This window comes from Proteus sp. G4415, assembly GCF_963896075.1.
Lineage (GTDB): Bacteria > Pseudomonadota > Gammaproteobacteria > Enterobacterales > Enterobacteriaceae > Proteus > Proteus mirabilis.
In genome coordinates, this window is the sequence record NZ_CAWQOK010000035.1 from 1 (window position 1) to 20,835 (window position 20,835).

15 protein-coding genes are annotated in these 20,835 nt (G+C 40.0%); 14 read left to right on the forward strand and 1 reads right to left on the reverse strand.

The features are described 5' to 3' along the window. Positions 1-58: 58 nt before the first annotated feature. The 6 genes from AACU95_RS03060 to nhaR all read left to right on the forward strand — a co-directional run bounded on the left by AACU95_RS03060 (position 59) and on the right by nhaR (position 8,310). Positions 59-1,042, forward strand: coding sequence for an SEL1-like repeat protein (locus AACU95_RS03060; RefSeq protein ID WP_004245216.1), 984 nt, complete (start codon positions 59-61; stop codon positions 1,040-1,042). A gap of 161 nt (positions 1,043-1,203) precedes the next feature. After that, a complete protein-coding gene (gene mog / locus AACU95_RS03065) occupies positions 1,204-1,791 on the forward strand; it encodes a molybdopterin adenylyltransferase (protein WP_004245215.1) in 588 nt (195 codons plus the stop codon). A gap of 526 nt (positions 1,792-2,317) precedes the next feature. After that, positions 2,318-4,243 (forward strand): molecular chaperone DnaK, encoded by a 1,926-nt coding sequence (gene dnaK / locus AACU95_RS03070; RefSeq protein WP_004248962.1) that lies wholly within the window; start codon positions 2,318-2,320, stop codon positions 4,241-4,243. A gap of 106 nt (positions 4,244-4,349) precedes the next feature. After that, on the forward strand, positions 4,350-5,486 hold the full coding sequence (dnaJ, locus tag AACU95_RS03075; protein WP_161737047.1) for a molecular chaperone DnaJ: 1,137 nt from the start codon (positions 4,350-4,352) through the stop codon (positions 5,484-5,486). 539 nt (positions 5,487-6,025) lie between these two features. Then, complete coding sequence (gene nhaA, locus AACU95_RS03080; RefSeq protein ID WP_004245211.1) at positions 6,026-7,204, forward strand: Na+/H+ antiporter NhaA; 1,179 nt, start codon at positions 6,026-6,028, stop codon at positions 7,202-7,204. Between the two features lie 188 nt (positions 7,205-7,392). Beyond that, positions 7,393-8,310 carry a transcriptional activator NhaR gene (gene nhaR, locus AACU95_RS03085; RefSeq protein WP_004245210.1) on the forward strand — a complete coding sequence of 306 codons (918 nt, stop codon included), beginning with the start codon at positions 7,393-7,395 and terminating at the stop codon, positions 8,308-8,310. Positions 8,311-8,384: 74 nt separating this feature from the next. On the opposite strand, the gene rpsT is transcribed toward nhaR, so the two are convergent. Then, positions 8,385-8,645, reverse strand: a complete 261-nt coding sequence (gene rpsT / locus AACU95_RS03090; RefSeq protein ID WP_004248964.1) for a 30S ribosomal protein S20 — start codon at positions 8,643-8,645, stop codon at positions 8,385-8,387. 430 nt (positions 8,646-9,075) lie between these two features. On the opposite strand from rpsT, the gene ribF reads away from it, so the two are divergent. The 8 genes from ribF to carB all read left to right on the forward strand — a co-directional run bounded on the left by ribF (position 9,076) and on the right by carB (position 20,758). Then, positions 9,076-10,017 carry a bifunctional riboflavin kinase/FAD synthetase gene (gene ribF, locus AACU95_RS03095; RefSeq protein WP_004245208.1) on the forward strand — a complete coding sequence of 314 codons (942 nt, stop codon included), beginning with the start codon at positions 9,076-9,078 and terminating at the stop codon, positions 10,015-10,017. Between the two features lie 29 nt (positions 10,018-10,046). Beyond that, on the forward strand, positions 10,047-12,857 hold the full coding sequence (ileS, locus tag AACU95_RS03100) for an isoleucine--tRNA ligase (protein ID WP_004245207.1): 2,811 nt from the start codon (positions 10,047-10,049) through the stop codon (positions 12,855-12,857). A 3-nt stretch (positions 12,858-12,860) separates the two neighbouring features. After that, positions 12,861-13,376 carry a signal peptidase II gene (gene lspA / locus AACU95_RS03105; protein ID WP_026164640.1) on the forward strand — a complete coding sequence of 172 codons (516 nt, stop codon included), beginning with the start codon at positions 12,861-12,863 and terminating at the stop codon, positions 13,374-13,376. 70 nt (positions 13,377-13,446) lie between these two features. After that, a complete protein-coding gene (fkpB, locus tag AACU95_RS03110) occupies positions 13,447-13,917 on the forward strand; it encodes an FKBP-type peptidyl-prolyl cis-trans isomerase (protein ID WP_004245205.1) in 471 nt (156 codons plus the stop codon). Then, positions 13,898-14,851: a 4-hydroxy-3-methylbut-2-enyl diphosphate reductase gene (ispH, locus tag AACU95_RS03115; protein ID WP_004245204.1), complete on the forward strand. Its 954-nt coding sequence runs from the start codon at positions 13,898-13,900 to the stop codon at positions 14,849-14,851. The genes fkpB and ispH overlap by 20 nt, the downstream gene beginning before the upstream one ends. A 242-nt stretch (positions 14,852-15,093) precedes the next feature. Beyond that, entirely contained in the window at positions 15,094-15,915 is an 822-nt protein-coding gene (dapB, locus tag AACU95_RS03120; protein WP_161737048.1) for a 4-hydroxy-tetrahydrodipicolinate reductase, read from the forward strand. Between the two features lie 435 nt (positions 15,916-16,350). Continuing rightward, complete coding sequence (carA, locus tag AACU95_RS03125; RefSeq protein ID WP_141192307.1) at positions 16,351-17,514, forward strand: glutamine-hydrolyzing carbamoyl-phosphate synthase small subunit; 1,164 nt, start codon at positions 16,351-16,353, stop codon at positions 17,512-17,514. Between the two features lie 16 nt (positions 17,515-17,530). Beyond that, complete coding sequence (gene carB, locus AACU95_RS03130) at positions 17,531-20,758, forward strand: carbamoyl-phosphate synthase large subunit (RefSeq protein ID WP_141192306.1); 3,228 nt, start codon at positions 17,531-17,533, stop codon at positions 20,756-20,758. Positions 20,759-20,835 lie beyond the last annotated feature (77 nt).

Sequence of the window (20,835 nt, forward strand, 5' to 3'; positions counted from 1 at the left end):
TCCGGTAATAATTATAAAAATTAATTATTAAAAACATCCTATTTATTATTGGTGAATTATGAAAAAGATGGTTTTGGCAACAGTACTGGCATCGCTCTTTTTTAGTAGTGTTGCTATGTCAGAAGATAAAACAGCCTTCTCTTTACCTGCGATTGAAAAAAGTGCGGAAGAAGGGAATGCCGCTTCTCAGTATCAACTTGGTGTTAAATATGAAGGTGGCGAAGGTGTAGAACAAAATACACAAAAAGCATTGGAGTGGTACACAAAAGCGGCTGAACAAGGTCATGCAGAAGCGCAATTAAATTTAGCGTTAATGTATGATATGAATGATGATATTGAGCGTGATGCTGAAAAAGCGGTTTATTGGTATAACAAAGCGGCTGTTCAGGGACTCTCTTTAGCACAATACAATTTGGCCGTCTCTTTTGATGAAGGAGATGGAGTAGAGCAAGATCATGAAAAAGCAGTGTATTGGTATACAAAAGCCGGTGAACAAGGTGATAGCGATGCGCAGTATAATTTAGCGATTTCATATGATGAAGGTATTGGTATCGAACAAGATCATGAAAAAGCGGTGACTTGGTACACTAAAGCCGCAGAGCAAGGTCATGCTGATGCACAATACAACTTAGCTGTCTCTTACGATGAAGGCGAAGGGGTCGAGCGTGATGGTAGCAAAGCGGTATTCTGGTATACCAAAGCGGCAAATCAAGGTAATCGAGATGCGCAAAATAACCTTGGTGTGATGTATGACGAAGGTGATGGTGTAGCAAAAGATCAACGTAAAGCGAACGAATGGTATAAAAAAGCTGCGCTACAAGGTAATGGCTTGGCACAAAATAACCTTGCAATAAACTATTATTATGGCAAAGGGGTTAAACGTAACTTGAAAGAAGCCTATGCATGGTTTGCTGTTGCTGTAGAAAATGGTGAAGGTGATGAGGCTATGCTAAAACGAACCGCCCGTGCCCTCAATGCTGCCCAATTAGCAGAAGCTAAACTTTTAGCTGCTTCTTATATTGCTAAATATCTTGATGACTAAGATTAAATCATCAATGTGATAAAAAACGGGAGTATAAAACTCCCGTTTTTTTATAGCTAAAATAACATAATAGCTTTTACTGAGATTGTTTTTAATTCACCCGTGTTCTCGTGTTAATATCAGCACGCTAATTGGCAGTTATTGATTAATTTGAGGTTGATATGAATGAATTACGTATAGGACTGGTTTCTGTTTCTGATCGTGCATCCAGTGGTGTTTATGAAGATAAAGGCCTGCCCGCTTTAGAAGCTTGGCTAAAAAAAGCAATCACAACCCCTTTTCATATCGAATCACGTTTGATCCCCGATGAGCAACTGATGATTGAACAAACATTATGTGAACTGGTTGATGAAGCAGGATGTCACTTGGTTTTAACAACGGGAGGCACAGGGCCTGCTCGTCGTGATGTTACGCCTGATGCAACATTGGCGATTGCTGATAGAGAGATGCCAGGCTTCGGTGAGCAAATGCGCCAAATCAGTTTGAAATTTGTTCCTACGGCGATTTTATCTCGTCAAGTGGGAGTTATTCGTAATCAAGCCTTAATTTTAAATTTACCGGGACAGCCTAAAGCGATCGCAGAGACATTAGAGGGATTAAAAGACAGTGAGGGACAGGTGATTGTCAGTGGTATTTTTGCCAGTGTTCCTTATTGTATTCAATTATTGGATGGCCCTTATATCGAAACTAACGAAGAAATTGTGGTTGCCTTTAGACCTAAATCAGCACGCCGTTCTACATCTGCTTAATACATTGCATCGGTTGTTTTTGTTATTAATATCGAATGTGAGTACGTTTTGCAACCTAATAAGATTAAATAAGAACAACCTGCTATTTTTACCTATGAGTGATGCTTCTGTTGATGATTTATTGATCATTGAGATAACCCACTTTGTGTAATAATTGATTGAAACTGTTATATTTCAATTAGTTATTTTTTATATTAATGGATTATCGCTGTTGTTTTACATCATCATAATGGGTTAAAGATAATATTTATCATAACCTATTGATATATAATATTTATTTTTTATATTGTTATTTTACTAGATCTTTTTTTTATCTTTTTACTATTTTTTTTTATTTTTCCCCTTGATGAATGTATTTATGACCCCATCTATTTTTCAACTGCAATTACCACTATTGAGTTGCGTTGATGTTTATCCGCTTTGTGATGATATTGAGTCCATTAATTTTTTGACTTGAAAAATGAATATTCATCCTCATATAGATTGGTAATCAAATTGATAAAGAATTCTCTTTGGAGGCGTTTAAATGGGTAAAATTATTGGTATTGACCTGGGTACAACTAACTCTTGTGTTGCTGTAATGGACGGTAAGAATGCCCGGGTTATTGAAAACGGTGAAGGCGATCGTACCACTCCTTCGATTGTTGCATATGCACAAGATGGTGAAATTCTAGTTGGTCAACCGGCAAAACGTCAGGCTGTGACTAACCCACAAAATACATTATTTGCCATCAAACGTTTAATCGGTCGTCGTTTCGAAGACGCGGAAGTACAACGTGATGTTTCTATCATGCCTTACAAAATTATTAAAGCTGATAATGGTGATGCATGGGTTGAAGCACGTAACGAAAAAATGGCTCCACCACAAGTTTCTGCTGAAGTATTGAAAAAAATGAAAAAAACAGCGGAAGATTACTTAGGTGAACCAGTTACAGAAGCTGTTATTACAGTTCCTGCTTACTTTAATGATGCGCAACGTCAAGCAACTAAAGATGCGGGTCGTATCGCGGGCTTAGATGTTAAACGTATTATTAACGAACCAACAGCTGCGGCATTGGCTTATGGTTTAGATCGTGAAGTGGGTAACCGCACTATCGCTGTTTATGACTTAGGTGGTGGTACATTCGATATCTCTATCATCGAAATTGATGAAGTTGATGGCGAAAAAACCTATGAAGTTCTGTCAACCAATGGTGATACTCACTTAGGTGGTGAAGACTTCGATAGCCGTTTAATTAACTACTTAGTTGATGAGTTTAAGAAAGAACAAGGCATTGACCTGCGTAATGATCCATTGGCAATGCAACGTCTGAAAGAAGCTGCAGAAAAAGCAAAAATTGAATTATCTTCAGCTCAACAAACAGATGTGAACTTACCTTATGTTACTGCTGATGCGACAGGGCCTAAACACTTAAATATCAAAGTGACTCGTGCAAAACTGGAATCTTTAGTTGAAGACTTAGTAAAACGTTCAATGGATCCAGTAAAAGTTGCATTAGAAGATGCGGGCTTGAAAGTTAGTGAAGTAAACGACGTTATTCTGGTTGGTGGTCAAACTCGTATGCCTATGGTACAAAAAACTGTGGCTGAGTTCTTCGGTAAAGAACCACGTAAAGACGTTAACCCAGATGAAGCTGTTGCTATGGGTGCTGCTGTTCAAGGTGGTGTATTAGCTGGTGATGTTAAAGATGTTCTGTTACTTGACGTGACTCCACTGTCTTTAGGTATTGAAACTATGGGTGGCGTGATGACTTCGCTGATTGCGAAGAATACCACTATCCCAACTAAACATAGCCAAGTATTCTCTACCGCTGAAGATAATCAATCAGCTGTAACTATTCACGTATTACAAGGTGAGCGTAAACGTGCGAGTGATAACAAATCACTGGGTCAATTTAACTTAGATGGTATTCAACCTGCACCACGTGGTATGCCACAAATTGAAGTGACTTTTGATATCGATGCTGATGGTATCTTGCATGTATCTGCAAAAGATAAAAACAGTGGTCGTGAACAAAACATCACCATTAAAGCTTCTTCAGGTTTAAATGAAGAAGAAATCCAAAAAATGGTACGTGATGCAGAAGCTAATGCAGAAGCAGACCGTAAATTTGAAGAGTTAGTGCAAACACGTAACCAAGCAGATCAATTAGTTCACGGTACACGTAAACAAATTGAAGAAGCGGGTGACAAATTAGCGGCTAACGATAAAGAAGCTATCGAAAAAGCGTTAAGCGAATTAGAAATTGCTTCTAAAGGTGAAGATAAAGCTGCTATTGAAGCAAAACTGCAAGCGTTAGTTGAAGCTTCAAAACCTCTGTTAGAAATTGCACAACAACAAGCTCAAGCGGGTGCAGGTAATACTGCCGATGCAACTGATGCAGGTGCGAAGAAAGATGACGATGTTGTCGATGCAGAGTTTGAAGAAGTAGACGGCAAAGATAAAAAATAATGCCCTTAACGGGCCGCGGTAACTCAATGATGAACAGTTACTGATACCGAAACACGGGCGTCGAGGCAACTCTACGCCCGTGTGCTTATGTCAAGGGTAATCCAGAATGGCGAAAAGAGATTTTTACGAAGTACTCGGGTTAAGTAAAACAGCCGATGAAAAAGAGATCAAACGTGCTTATAAGCGTTTAGCGATGAAATATCACCCAGATCGTAATCAAGGTGATAAAGATTCGGAATCTAAATTTAAAGAAATTAAAGAAGCTTACGAAGTTCTTAGCGATCCACAAAAACGTGCGGCTTATGATCAATATGGTCATGCTGCCTTTGAACAAGGTGGTTTTGGTGGTCAAGGCGGTGGCGGCTTTGGTGGCGCTGACTTTAGCGATATCTTAGGTGATGTGTTTGGCGATATTTTTGGTGGTGGTCGTCGTCAACAACGTGCTGCACGCGGCTCAGATTTGCAATACAACATGGACTTAACGCTAGAAGAAGCTGTTCGTGGTATTACCAAAGAGATCCGCATTCCAACCTTAGAAACCTGTGATAAATGCCACGGCAGTGGGGCAAAAGAAGGCACATCAGCGGAAACTTGCTCAACATGTCATGGGGCAGGTCAGGTTCATTTACGTCAAGGTTTCTTCACCGTTCAACAACCATGCCCTACTTGTCATGGTCGCGGTAAAGTAATTAAAGAGCCTTGCTCTAAATGTCATGGTGATGGCCGTGTTGAACGTTATAAAACCTTATCAGTTAAAATCCCGGCGGGAGTGGATACCGGTGATCGTATTCGTTTAAGTGGTGAAGGTGAAGCGGGTGAGCAAGGCGCACCGGCAGGCGATCTGTATGTACAGGTTCATGTTCGTCAGCACCATATATTTGAACGAGATGGTAATAACCTCTATTGCGAAGTACCTATTAACTTTGCGGTTGCAGCATTAGGGGGAGAAATTGAGGTGCCAACTCTCGATGGTCGTGTGAAACTAAAAATTCCAGCAGAAACACAAACTGGCAAAATGTTCCGCATGAAAGGCAAAGGTGTTAAATCTGTACGTAGCCATGGTGTCGGTGATTTAATGTGCCGTGTTGTTGTTGAAACGCCAGTGAAACTGAATGAAAAACAAAAGCAGCTTATGGAACAGCTAGGTGAATCATTTGGTGGTAAAGGTGGTGAAAAAAATACACCGCGCTCTAAGAGTTTCTTAGATGGAGTAAAAAAATTCTTTGATGATTTAACCAAATAATTTTTGCGTTATCTTCATTCTCAAAAGCCTGATAATGTATTGCCTATCAGGCTTTTTCTTATCAATTTCATAAAAATACCTAGAAACTTTCTCTGTTATCTTCAATACTCATTCCCCTCTTATTTCATTAGGTATCCTCTGGTAACAAAAAAGGTTGAACAATATTATCTTCACCTCTTATTATTCTTGTGAGTAAATTATCAACTATTCTTAATAAAAAGCACACTATAGTCACAATAATATGGATAAAAAATAGAATATTTACCTATTTTCTATCAATTCTTGTTTTAAATGTGAATTATTACTTATGTTTATCATAAAAAATAATTGTATCAATAGGTTGTATTTTATTTTTTTTATTTTTGTTTTTTATCTTTCGTGATATTACTTATTGATTATTTTTTACATAATCCCTTCTTTACTCTTGATATAAGCGATTAAGATCGAAAAAGCCGAATTATTTTTGCTAAATAATCTGTTTTTTACGAATTCATAATTAGCATATTATTAACACAAATAGACATTTTTAGGTTAACAATATGACAGCAATTATTAGACAATTTTTAAGATTAGAGGCATCAGGCGGTATTCTTCTGATTGTTGCTGCTATTATCGCATTAATAATGGCGAATACACCTCTTAGTGCTTTGTATAATGAGTTTTTATCTATCCCAATAATGATTAAATTTGGGGCATTAGAGCTAGATAAACCGTTGATCTTATGGGTTAACGATGCACTCATGGCCATCTTTTTCTTAGTGGTAGGATTAGAAGTCAAACGGGAGCTAAAAGAAGGTTCCTTAGCGCAACGTGATCGCGCTATTTTTCCTGCAATTGCTGCAGTAGGAGGAATGTTAGCACCTGCTTTGATTTATCTATTTTTTAATCATGGCGATGCGATTGGTCAACAAGGATGGGCTATTCCGGCAGCAACAGATATTGCTTTTGCTCTAGGTGTAATGGCGTTACTAGGGCGTCGCGTTCCTGTGGAATTGAAAGTCTTTTTATTAGCTCTAGCCATTATTGATGATCTTGGTGTCATTGTGATTATTGCTCTCTTTTACTCTAAGAGTGTGGCATTAGTCCCGTTATTATTGGCAGCGCTAATCACCATCATGTTGTTTATTCTTAATTGGCGTAAAGTGAGTAATACAGCAGTTTACTTAGTCCTAGGCTTTATTTTGTGGGTGTGTATTTTGAAATCAGGTATACATGCCACAATAGCGGGAGTGATTGTTGGATTCCTGATCCCATTAAGAGATAAAGAGGGGGCTTCACCGTCGGAAGAGTTAGAGCATGTTTTACACCCGTGGGTTGCCTACTTAATATTACCGCTATTTGCTTTTAGTAATGCGGGGGTTTCTTTAAATGGCGTTACCCTTGATGGCATGTTATCGACCTTACCCGTTGGTATTGCATTAGGGCTTTTCTTAGGTAAGCCGATTGGGATTTTTCTCTTTAGTTGGGTTTCGGTAAAACTAGGGATTGCAAAATTGCCAGATGCGATTAATCTTAAGCAAATATTTGCCGTTTCTGTTTTATGTGGTATCGGTTTTACTATGTCTATCTTTATCGCAGGTCTTGCGTTTGAAGGTGCTATAGAAGCCTATAATACATACTCTAAACTGGGTATTTTAGTTGGCTCAACCATGGCTGCTGTTGTGGGATATTTATTGCTTAACTCTGTTTTACCGAAGTTGAAGCAGAAGCAAAAATAGCGAAATTGAGTAGGGAACTCGTTTTCTAAACACAATAAAAACCGAGCTATAAACATAAACCTACGGCGCAATACTTTGTATTGTGCCGTAGGTGTTTTTATGAGGATTGGAGAAAGGAACACCAATCGCTAATGCGTTGTTAACGAAGTCTGTGTGATGAGATCACAGAAGTTGAAAGGAAAATCACTATGCGTGTGTCACATCTCAATTTTAATCATCTTTATTATTTTTGGCATGTGTGTAAAGAAGGCTCTGTTGTAGGGGCTGCGGAAGCGCTGTATCTGACACCTCAGACAATTACAGGGCAAATTAAAGCATTAGAAGAAAGATTAGGGGGGAAATTATTCAAGCGTCAAGGACGCGGATTAGTTCCCTCTGAATTAGGTCAGCTTATTTTTCGCTATGCCGATAAAATGTTTATGCTGAGCCAAGAGATGCTAGATATTGTCAACTATAGTCGAGAATCTAACCTGTTATTTGATGTTGGGGTTGCCGATGCGTTATCCAAACAACTTGTTAGTCGTGTATTAGAAACGGCGGTTATTGATCATGAACAAATACATTTACGCTGTTTTGAATCGACTCATGAATTGTTGTTAGAGCAATTAAGTCAGCATAAGTTAGATATGATTTTATCTGATTGTCCCGTAGATTCCTCACAACAAGAGGGGCTGTTCTCTGTTAAATTGGGTGAGTGTAGTGTCAGTTTTTTCTGTAGTCAGCCAATACCAGAAAAGCCATTCCCAGAATGTTTAGAAGATAGAAAATTGCTTATCCCTGGTCGACGCTCTATGTTAGGTCGTCATTTGTTAACTTGGATACGCAATAAAAATCTTCAAGTAGAAATTTTAGGTGAATTTGATGATGCTGCATTAATGAAAGCATTTGGTTTAAATCATAATGCTATCTTTGTTGCACCTTCTATTTATACCAATGAGACATTTGTCCAAAGTAATATTGAGGAAATAGGCACATTAGACTCGGTAAAAGAAGAGTATTACGTTATTTTTGCTGAACGTATGATCCAGCATCCGGCAGTACAACGTGTGTGTAATACCGATTTTTCAGCTTTGTTTAGTGGTGAAAAGAAAGCCAATAACGAATGAAATACGTAGAGTTTGCATAGACAGAATGTAAAAAAACCGGCCTAAGCCGGTTTTTTAAACACAAAAAACAATAATTACATTGCTTTGATTTGTGCTTGCAGATTAGCTTTATGACGTGCTGCTTTATTCTTATGAATTAAGCCTTTAGTTGCCTGACGGTCAACAATTGGTTGCATGTCATTAAATGCTTTTTGTGCTGCTTCTTTATCACCAGAAGCAACTGCTGCGTATACTTTTTTGATGTAAGTACGCATCATTGAACGACGGCTTGCGTTGTGCTGACGACGCTTTTCAGACTGAACCGCACGTTTCTTAGCTGATTTGATATTAGCCAAGTTCCAACTCCCAAATATATTCTAGCGAGGACAATACAAAGGTGAAGGAATATGCCTTTTCAACCTAAGTTTGTCAATGGATTTATACAAAATTAGCGTCGTTGTACGCGACACTGGTTTCGTTGTGATGGCGCAAGATTTTATCAGTTAAGACGGGTAGAATACAGTCTTTTGAGTGAAAAAATCATCAAAATCGTGTATATGAGTAATAAATAATAGATTCTAAGCGGATCTACGGTTGATTTTGTGCGATTTTATAACCAACAAGTGAGTAATCGTTTATTTTTTGTTAGCAGTGAGCATGTTAATTTAACAATCATAGTGAATTGACAAAGCAAGATATTACTCACCAATAAACATTGATATATTGGGTTACTCTCGAGCCTTTGACAAGGTATAATCCAATTATTTCCACGGTATTGAGCCAGTTATGGAGCTAATTCGCGGTATACAGAATATTCGAGCACAACATCATGGTTGTGTTCTAACAATTGGCAATTTTGATGGTGTCCATCGCGGTCATCAGGCATTATTAAAACACTTGAAGCAAGAAGCATCACGTCGTGGCCTACCTACTGTTGTGATGACATTTGAACCTCAACCTCTGGAGTTTTTTTTGCCAGAGAAAGCACCTGCTCGTCTAACACGCCTACGCGATAAGATAAAATATTTGGCAGAGTGTGGTATTGATTACCTGTTATGTGTCAAATTTGATAAGCAATTTGCGGCACAAACACCGGAAGAGTTTGTTTCATCACTCTTAGTTGATAAATTAGGTGTGAAGTTTTTAGCCATTGGCGATGATTTTCGTTTTGGTAAAAATAGGGCAGGTGATTTTCATTTTTTACAACAAGCCGGTGCTCGATACGGATTTGAGGTGGCAAATACTGAAAGTTATTGTGACAAAGGATTACGTATTAGCAGTACGGCGGTACGAGAAGCCTTATTCAATGACGATTTAGCATTAGCTGAATCATTGCTTGGACACCCTTATAGCGTTTGTGGACGCGTGGTACATGGTAATCAATTAGGAAGAACTATTGGTTTTCCAACCGCCAATATTCCCATGAAACGCTTAGTGGCACCTGTTGCTGGTGTTTATGCGGTTGATGTTTATTTAGCCGACCATCAATCGCCTTTAGCGGGGGTGGCTAATATTGGCAGTCGTCCTACCGTAAAAGGTAAGGGTGTACAATTAGAAGTTCATTTAATCGACGTTAATATGGATTTATATGGACGTCGTATTGATGTTGTGTTACGAAAGAAATTACGTAATGAACAGCGATTTGCATCATTGGATGCGTTGAAACAGCAAATCGCAAATGATGTGGCTGCTGCTAGGGATTTTTTATTGCAGCGGTCGGAGTCATAAACTAGCGGAAACTTGGAACTGAGAATCGAATGAGTGACTATAAAAATACCCTGAACTTACCAGAAACAGGGTTCCCTATGCGCGGGGATTTAGCAAAGCGCGAACCAGAAATGTTATCACGTTGGTACAAAGAAGGTTTGTATCAAGCTATTCGTCAAGCTAAAAGTGGTAAGAAAACATTTATTTTGCATGATGGCCCTCCTTATGCCAACGGCAATATTCATATTGGTCACTCAGTAAACAAAATTCTCAAAGATATTATTATTAAATCCAAAGGGCTGTCAGGCTTTGATTCTCCGTACATTCCAGGATGGGATTGTCACGGATTACCTATTGAATTAAAAGTTGAACAAATTGTAGGTAAACCAGGAGAAAAAGTCTCTGCAGCTCAATTCCGCGAGGAGTGCCGTAAATATGCTTATGAGCAAATAGAGGCGCAGAAAAAAGATTTTATTCGTTTAGGTGTGCTAGGAGATTGGGACAAACCTTATCTCACTATGGACTACAAAACGGAAGCCAATACTATTCGTGCATTAGCACGTATTATCGCTAATGGTCACCTATTAAAAGGGGCAAAACCTGTTCACTGGTGTACGGCTTGTGGTTCATCGCTAGCTGAAGCGGAAGTGGAATATTACGATAAAACCTCTCCTTCTATCGATGTGCGTTTCCGTGCGGTTGATTCAAACGCTGTAGCGGCTAAATTTGGTGTCGTCACTGATAAACCTATTTCTTTAGTTATTTGGACTACCACACCATGGACATTACCTGCTAACCGTGCAATTGCATTAAATGGCGAATTTAATTACGCATTAGTTTCATTTAATGATGAGTGCGTCATTTTAGCGGCAGACTTAGTTGAACACGTTATGAAACGTATCGGTGTCACAGACTGGGCTGTTTTAGGTGAATGTAAAGGTAGTGATTTAGAATTATTGCGCTTCAATCACCCATTTATGGGCTTTGATGTGCCAGCCATTTTAGGCGATCACGTTACATTAGATGCCGGTACGGGAGCTGTTCATACCGCGCCGGGTCATGGTCCTGATGACTTTGTTATTGGTCAAAAATATGGTTTAGAAGTGGCTAATCCGGTTGGACCTAATGGTTGTTATCTTCCTAATACGTATCCGACCTTAGATGGTGTGTTTGTTTTTAAAGCTAATGATGTGATTGTTGAGTTACTAAAAGAAAAAGGTGCTCTATTACATCATGAAGCAATGCAACATAGTTATCCTTGCTGTTGGCGACATAAAACACCAGTTATCTTCCGTGCCACTCCACAATGGTTTATCGGTATGGATAAAAATGGATTACGTCAACAATCCTTAAAAGAGATCAAAGGTGTTAAATGGATCCCTGATTGGGGCCAAGCTCGTATTGAGTCAATGGTGGAAAACCGTCCTGACTGGTGTATTTCTCGTCAGCGTACTTGGGGAACACCAATGTCGCTGTTTGTGCATAAAGAAACACAAGAGCCTCATCCTCGTACTCTAGAGTTAATGGAAGAAGTCGCTAAGCGTGTAGAAGTGAGTGGTATTCAAGCTTGGTGGGACTTAGATATCCGCGAACTGCTGGGTGATGAAGCTGATGACTACATGAAAACACCTGACACACTTGATGTTTGGTTTGATTCAGGATCAACGCACTCAACCGTAGTTGATGCTCGTCCTGAATTCCATGGCAATTCAGCTGATCTCTATTTAGAAGGTTCAGACCAACATCGTGGTTGGTTTATGTCTTCTCTTATGATTTCAACGGCAATTAAAGGCAAAGCGCCTTATCGTGAAGTATTAACACACGGTTTTACCGTGGATGGACAAGGCCGTAAAATGTCGAAATCCATTGGTAATACTGTTAGCCCTCAAGATGTAATGAACAAACTGGGTGCGGATATTTTACGTTTATGGGTTGCCTCCACCGATTATACGGGTGAAATTGCGGTTTCCGATGAGATCTTAAAACGTTCTGCTGATACTTATCGTCGTATTCGTAATACAGCGCGTTTCTTCTTAGCGAACTTAAATGGTTTTGATCCGGCTAAACATCAAGTTAAACCTGAAGAGATGGTAATACTTGATCGTTGGGCGGTCGGTCGTGCGAAAGCGGCACAGGAAGATATCCTCAAACACTATGAAAACTACGATTTCCATAATGTTATTCAGCGTCTTATGCAGTTCTGCTCAGTAGAAATGGGATCTTTCTATCTAGATATCATTAAAGACAGACAATACACTGCGAAAAGCGACAGTGTTGCTCGCCGTAGTTGTCAAACTGCGCTATACCATATTATCGAAGCATTAGTACGTTGGATGGCACCAATTATGTCGTTCACCGCGGATGAGATTTGGGCACAGTTACCGGGTGAGCGTGCGAAATTTGTTTTCACTCAAGAATGGTACACAGATTTATTTGGTTTAGAGGCATCTGAAACCTTAAATGATGAGTACTGGGCGGAATTATTAGCCGTTCGTAGTGAAGTCAATAAGGTGTTAGAGCAAGCTCGTACCGATAAGCAACTACGTGGCTCTTTAGAAGCGGCAGTAACACTGTATGCGGATAAAGCCTTAGCGGAAAAACTGAATGCATTAGGAAACGAATTGCGTTTTGTTTTACTTACCTCTCAAGCGACCGTCGCTGATATTCATGATGCGCCAGAAAACGCGTTAGCATCTGATATGGCGGGGCTGAAAATTGTCTTGAGTAAAGCGCAAGGTGAAAAATGTCCACGTTGCTGGCACTATGCAACTGACATTGGTCAAGTGGCGGAACACGCTGATTTATGTGGTCGCTGTGTTACTAACGTAGCCGGTAACGGTGAAGAACGTAAGTTTGCTTAATTGATGAAGAAAACACTTTGCTCTACAGGTTTACGCTGGCTCTGGTTGGCTATTGCTGTAGTGGTGTTGGACTTAGGTACAAAACAGTATTTCATGCAGACATTCCGTCTGTATGAATCTGTGGCTGTCATGCCTTTTTTCAACTTCACTTATGCTCATAACTATGGCGCAGCTTTTAGCTTTTTAGCCGATAAAGGCGGATGGCAACGTTGGTTTTTTGCATTAATCGCACTGGCAATCTGCATTGTATTAGTGGTGATGATGTATAAAAATAAAGCGAGTGCTAAGCTAAGTAATATTGCTTATGCGCTTATTATAGGCGGAGCATTGGGTAATCTTTCTGATCGTCTGATCCATGGATTTGTCATCGATTTTCTGGACTTTTATGTCGGTGATTGGCATTGGCCTACTTTTAATATTGCTGATGTGTCTATTTGTCTTGGTGCAGGTTTAATTATCATTGAGAGCTTTTTCCCTGATAAGAATGCCAGCCCACAAGAAGCCAACAAGCAGAAGTAATCCGACAGATCAGTTAACTAAAATAACCCCTGCCTAATGGCGGGGGTTACGCTTAATAGAAGGTATTAGTATGAGTATGCAGATCCTCAATAATAGTGCGGTATTGCTGAATTTCACCTTAAAATTGGCAGACGGCTCTGTTGCTGAATCTACACAAGCACATGGAAAACCGGCGTTATTTCGTCTTGGTGATGAAAGCTTATCGCCTGCTTTAGAAGCAGAGTTGGTAGGACTTAAAGAAGGGGAAAAGAAAACCTTCACGCTTGCGGGGGAGCATATTTTTGGTAAATATAATCCTGATCTTATTCAATACTTTATGCCTTCTGATTTTGCGCAATCCGGTATTCCTGAAACAGGTACCATTATGCTGTTTACGGCAATGAATGGTAATGAAATGCCAGGCATTGTGCAGGAAGTGACGGAAGATTCTGTTACTGTCGATTTTAATCATCCATTAGCGTTACAAGATGTCACATTTGATATTGAAGTCGTCAGTATTGATCCACAGGAGGAAACAACAAATGCAAATATTGCTGGCTAACCCACGAGGCTTTTGTGCGGGTGTTGACCGAGCTATCAGCATTGTTGAACGTGCATTAGAAATCTATGGCGCGCCAATTTATGTACGCCACGAAGTGGTTCATAATCGCTACGTAGTCAATGATTTACGCGAACGTGGTGCTATTTTTATTGAAGAAATCTCCGAAGTACCGGATAACGCGATTTTGATCTTCTCCGCACACGGTGTTTCTCAAGCTATTCGCCAAGAGGCACGCTCTCGTAATTTAACGATGCTTTTTGATGCCACTTGTCCTTTAGTGACCAAAGTACATATGGAAGTCGCAAGGGCGAGCCGTAAAGGTAAAGAGGCCATTTTAATTGGTCATGCCGGACACCCAGAAGTTGAAGGGACGATGGGGCAATACAGTAACCCAGAAGGGGGAATGTATTTGGTTGAATCGCCAGATGATGTATGGAAACTAAAAGTGAAAGATGAAGATAATCTTTGCTTTATGACACAAACCACATTATCCGTCGATGATACTTCCGAAGTGATTGATGCCTTAAATAAACGATTCCCTAAAATCATCGGGCCCCGTAAAGATGATATCTGCTATGCGACAACCAATCGTCAAGAAGCTGCTCGAGAGCTTGCAGAGCGTGCCGATGTCGTGTTTGTTGTTGGCTCTAAAAACTCATCTAACTCAAATCGATTAGCAGAGCTTGCACAACGTGCAGGCAAACCCTCTTATTTAATCGATAGTGCTGAAGATATTGATGAAATATGGGTAAGCCATGCCAATATTGTTGGGGTGACAGCAGGAGCATCAGCACCAGATATTTTAGTTCAACAAGTCTTAGCACGATTAAAGGCCTTTGGTGCAGAAGAAGTGATTGAGCTATCTGGCAGAGAAGAAAACATTGTTTTTGAAGTGCCAAAAGAGTTACGTCTTGACTATAAAGTAGTCGAATAATAACAATAGCTATAAACATTTAATTTACCAAGCAGAGCCAAGGCTCTGCTTTTTTTATCTCCTTTTTTATAAATCGTAAAATTTAATGAATAATCATGCGGTTCATCGCTTTTGCTGATGATCTCTATCCTTTTGTTCGTTTTTCTTATTATCGTCGTTAAATGCTGGCATCAAACGAATGACATCGTTAATCTGTAAAGTATTAATAAAGATCATAAGTGTTACTAAGGAGAACATAGATTATGTCTGCAACAGAACTTCGTCTTGCGGTAGTGGGGGCTGGAGGGCGTATGGGGCGCCAGCTGATCCAAGCGATTAATCAGCAACAAGGTGTAGTATTAGGTGCTGCTTTTGAACGTACTAATTCTTCATTGATAGGGGCTGATGCAGGAGAGTTAGCGGGAGTTGGTCATATAGGTATCACTGTTACTGATAATTTATTAGCTCAAGTCGGGCAATTTGATATTTTAATCGATTTTACGCGTCCAGAGGGTACGTTGTCCCATCTGGCATTTTGTGTTGAGCATCATAAAGGCATGATTATTGGAACTACCGGTTTTGATGAAGAAGGTAAAAAAGCCATTAATTGTGCAGCACAAACTATTCCTATTGTCTTTGCTGCTAACTTTAGTGTTGGCGTTAATTTAGTGCTTAAATTATTAGAGAAGGCAGCTAAAGTGATGGGATCTTATAGTGATATTGAAATTGTAGAAGCTCACCATCGTCATAAGGTTGATGCACCATCTGGTACGGCCTTAGCGATGGGCGAGTCGATTGCAGAGACTTTAGGTCGAGATCTGAAAGATTGTGCGGTTTATCAACGAGTTGGACATACAGGAGAACGTGATCCTCGCAGTATTGGCTTTGCGACTATTCGTGCAGGGGATATTGTGGGTGAACACACTGCTATTTTTGCAGATATTGGTGAGCGAGTAGAGATTAGCCATAAGGCCTCGAGTCGAATGACCTTTGCAAATGGCGCGGTTAAGTCAGCTATTTGGCTAAGTGAAAAAAAATCGGGTCTTTATAATATGAAAGATGTGCTTTCTTTAGAAGAATTGTGATTTTATTTTATATTTAATTCATTGAAAACCCATGATTATTTATATTATTTATGGGTTTTTGTTGTTGTTTATATAATATTTGTTTGTTGTTTTTGTTTTTTTATAACTTCCTTTATTTTCTTCCATTTTTATAGTTAAAATTTCGCTTAAGTCTATTTTTTTCTTTTTTCTATCATCTTTTTAAAATATCTTGGTAAGCAAACGGTTAAATTTGTAAGATGGGTGATGGAAATTGTCACTTAGCTGATTAAATTGCTAATGATTGATATTTTTTTAATTAAAAGAGTGTTTTTTCTAGACATCTGCTCATGGGATCTTTAGAATGCGCCCAATTTGCCAAAAATTTGCCCAAATTTATGTTTTTGGCATTGATTTAGAGTCTTAAATCTGAATTAATATGCATGAAATGTGATTTATTATTCTCTGGAGGGCGTTTTGATTAAATCAGCTATACTGGTTCTAGAAGATGGGACCGAATTCCACGGCAGGTCGATAGGCGCAGAAGGCGCTGCTATCGGTGAAGTCGTTTTTAATACTTCCATGACCGGTTACCAAGAAATATTAACCGACCCTTCTTACTCCCAACAAATTGTTACTCTCACCTATCCTCATATTGGCAATACCGGCGTTAATTCCTCAGATGAAGAATCAGCAACTATCCATGCTCAAGGGTTAATTATTCGCGATTTACCCCTAGTGATGAGTAATTATCGTGCCGAAGAGAGCTTAGCCGATTACCTTAAACGTCATCAGATTGTGGCGATAGCTGATATTGATACACGTAAATTGACGCGATTATTGAGAGAAAAAGGCGCACAAAACGGTTGTATTATCGCAGGCACTCATCTTGATGCTAAACAAGCGCTTGAAAAAGCAAAAGCGTTTCCAGGATTAAAAGGAATGGATTTGGCGAAAACGGTGACAGTGAAACAACCTTATCAATGGACACAAGGCAGTTGGACATTAAAAGGGGAGTTGCCCGCCACTCAATCACCACAAGATCTCCCTTTACATGTGGTGGCCTATGATTTTGGTGTGAAACGTAATATTTTACGTATGCTGGTGGATAGAGGCTGTCGAGTAACAGTGGTTCCAGCACAAACCTCAGCCCAAGAAGTGTTAGCGCTCTCACCTGATGGCATTTTTCTCTCTAATGGTCCGGGGGATCCAGAGCCCTGTGATTATGCAATTGACGCCATCCAAACTTTCTTAACTACCGATATTCCAGTATTTGGTATCTGCTTAGGGCACCAATTATTAGCCTTGGCGAGTGGTGCAAAAACCGTAAAAATGAAATTTGGTCATCATGGTGGCAACCATCCCGTTAAAGATTTAGATAATAACAGAGTGATGATCACCGCCCAAAACCACGGCTTTGCTGTTGATGAAGCATCGTTACCTGATTGTTTAAGAGTGACACATAAATCACTATTTGATGGTTCTCTACAAGGTATTCATCGCACAGATAAAGCTGCATTTAGTTTCCAAGGTCACCCAGAAGCGAGCCCAGGGCCTCATGATGCGGCGCCGCTTTTTGATCACTTTATTGAACTTATTGAGCAATATCGTCAAAACCTGCAATCAGTGACAAACAAATAAATCAGGAGTGAAAAAAATGGCTAAAAGAACAGATATTAAAACAATCCTGATTTTAGGTGCAGGCCCGATTGTGATTGGTCAAGCGTGTGAATTTGATTATTCAGGCGCACAAGCGTGTAAGGCACTGCGCGAAGAGGGGTATCGTGTTGTTTTGGTAAATTCAAATCCTGCTACCATTATGACAGATCCTGAAATGGCAGATGCCACTTATATTGAGCCTATTCATTGGCAAGTGGTCAGAAAGATTATTGAGAAAGAGCGCCCTGATGCCATATTACCGACAATGGGCGGACAAACGGCATTAAACTGTGCCTTAGAATTAGAGCGTCAAGGGGTGTTAGCTGAATTTGGCGTAACAATGATAGGTGCAACGGCTGATGCTATTGATAAAGCGGAAGATAGACAACGCTTTGATAAAGCGATGAAAAAAATTGGTCTGGATACGGCTCGTTCAGGCATCGCTCATACTATGGACGAAGCATTTGCAGTGGCTGAGCAAGTGGGTTTCCCTTGTATTATTCGCCCTTCATTTACTATGGGGGGAACAGGGGGCGGGATCGCCTATAATCGTGAAGAATTTGAAGAAATTTGTACTCGAGGTTTAGATTTATCACCGACCAATGAACTATTAATTGATGAATCATTAATTGGCTGGAAAGAGTATGAAATGGAAGTGGTGCGCGATAAAAATGATAACTGCATTATCGTTTGCTCCATTGAAAACTTTGATGCGATGGGGATCCATACCGGTGACTCTATCACGGTTGCTCCAGCGCAAACGCTAACAGACAAAGAATATCAAATTATGCGTAATGCCTCGATGGCAGTATTACGCGAGATTGGGGTTGAAACCGGTGGCTCCAATGTGCAATTTGCCGTTGATCCTAAAACAGGGCGTTTAATTGTTATTGAAATGAACCCTCGTGTTTCTCGCTCATCAGCATTAGCGTCAAAAGCAACAGGTTTCCCAATTGCAAAAGTCGCGGCAAAACTTGCAGTAGGTTATACCCTCGATGAGTTGATGAATGATATCACTGGAGGAAGAACCCCAGCCTCTTTTGAACCTTCTATTGATTATGTAGTGACTAAAATCCCTCGCTTTAACTTTGAAAAATTTGCCGGTACCAATGACCGTTTAACCACGCAAATGAAATCTGTTGGTGAGGTGATGGCTATTGGGCGTACTCAACAAGAGTCAATGCAAAAAGCATTACGCGGACTAGAGGTTGGTGCAACTGGGTTTGATCCTAAAGTAAACCTCGACGATCCTGAAGCGCTCACCAAAATTCGTCGTGAATTAAAAGAAGCCGGATCGGATCGCATTTGGTATATCGCGGATGCTTTCCGCGCTGGAATGTCGGTTGATGGGGTGTTTAATCTCACCAATATCGATCGTTGGTTCTTAGTGCAAATAGAAGAGATTGTTCGCCTAGAAGAGCAAGTGGCACAACTTGGTTTAGCTGGTCTAAATGCTGATTTCTTGCGTCAATTAAAACGTAAAGGTTTTGCTGATGCACGCCTAGCTAATATCTTGAATGTGAAAGAGCAAACCATTCGCCAATTAAGAGAACAATATCAATTACACCCAGTTTATAAACGGGTTGATACTTGTGCGGCAGAATTTGCTACGGATACCGCTTATATGTACTCCACTTATGAAGAAGAGTGTGAGTCGGATCCAAATCAAGACAAACCTAAAGTGATGGTTTTAGGTGGTGGGCCAAATCGTATCGGTCAGGGGATAGAGTTTGATTATTGTTGTGTTCATGCCGCTCTAGCATTACGGGAAGATGGGTATGAAACCATTATGGTTAATTGTAATCCAGAAACGGTTTCAACGGATTATGATACCTCCGATAGACTTTATTTTGAGCCAGTCACCCTTGAAGATGTATTAGAAATTGTACGGATCGAAAAACCACAAGGCGTGATTGTGCAATATGGTGGTCAAACACCATTAAAATTAGCAAGAGCTTTAGAAGCTGAAGGGGTGCCTGTTATCGGTACCAGTCCTGATGCAATCGATAAGGCAGAAGACAGAGAACGTTTCCAAAAAGCCGTGGATAAGTTAGGGTTAAAACAACCAGAAAATGCCACAGTGACGACATTAGAAGAAGCGGTAGATAAGGCAAAATCTATTGGTTACCCGCTGGTGGTACGTCCATCTTATGTCCTTGGTGGACGAGCAATGGAAATTGTTTACGATGAAATTGATTTACGTCGTTATTTCCAAACGGCGGTCAGTGTTTCTAATGATGCTCCCGTACTGTTAGACCGATTCCTAGATGATGCCATTGAAGTAGATGTTGATGCGATTTGTGACGGTCAACAAGTGGTGATAGGCGGTATTATGGAGCATATCGAACAAGCGGGTGTTCACTCTGGAGACTCAGCTTGCTCTCTACCTGCTTATACTTTAAGCCAAGATATTCAAGATATAATGCGCAAGCAAGTACGTGAACTCGCTTTTGAATTAGGCGTTAAAGGGTTGATGAACGTACAGTTTGCGGTGAAAGGTAATGATGTTTGTCTTATCGAAGTGAATCCTCGTGCCGCACGTACAGTGCCTTTTGTCTCTAAAGCAACCGGTGTGCCATTAGCAAAAGTTGCTGCTCGAGTGATGATAGGACAAAGTCTTGAACAGCAAGGCGTTACCAAAGAGGTGATCCCTCCTTACTACTCGGTTAAAGAGGTGGTACTTCCCTTTAATAAATTCTCAGGTGTCGACCCTATTTTAGGGCCTGAAATGCGATCTACCGGTGAAGTGATGGGGGTTGGTGCTACTTTTGCACAAGCTTTTGCTAAAGCGATGTTAGGTAGCAATTCCACCATGAAGAAAAAAGGAAGAGCGCTACTTTCGGTTCGTGAAGGTGATAAAAAACGTGTCGTTGATTTAGCAACTAAGCTATTGAAAAATGGTTTTGAGTTAGATGCAACACATGGTACTGCCATTGTCTTGGGGGAAGCCGGTATCAATCCTCGCCTAGTGAATAAAGTGCATGAAGGGCGACCTCATATTCAAGATAGAATTAAAAATGGTGAGTATGACTATATTGTCAATACGACTGCCGGTCGCCAAGCTATTGAGGATTCAAAATTGATCCGCCGTAGTGCATTACAATATAAAGTTCACTATGACACCACATTAAATGGCGGATTTGCGACAACACTGTCATTGAGTGCTGATCCTACTATTGATGTTATTTCAGTCCAAGAGATGCATGCAAAGATAAAAAAATCTTAATTTTTTAGTTGTTGTTATAACAATCCCGAATGGGTATTAATTACCTATTCGGGATTTTTCTTTTTTCGATGTAATAG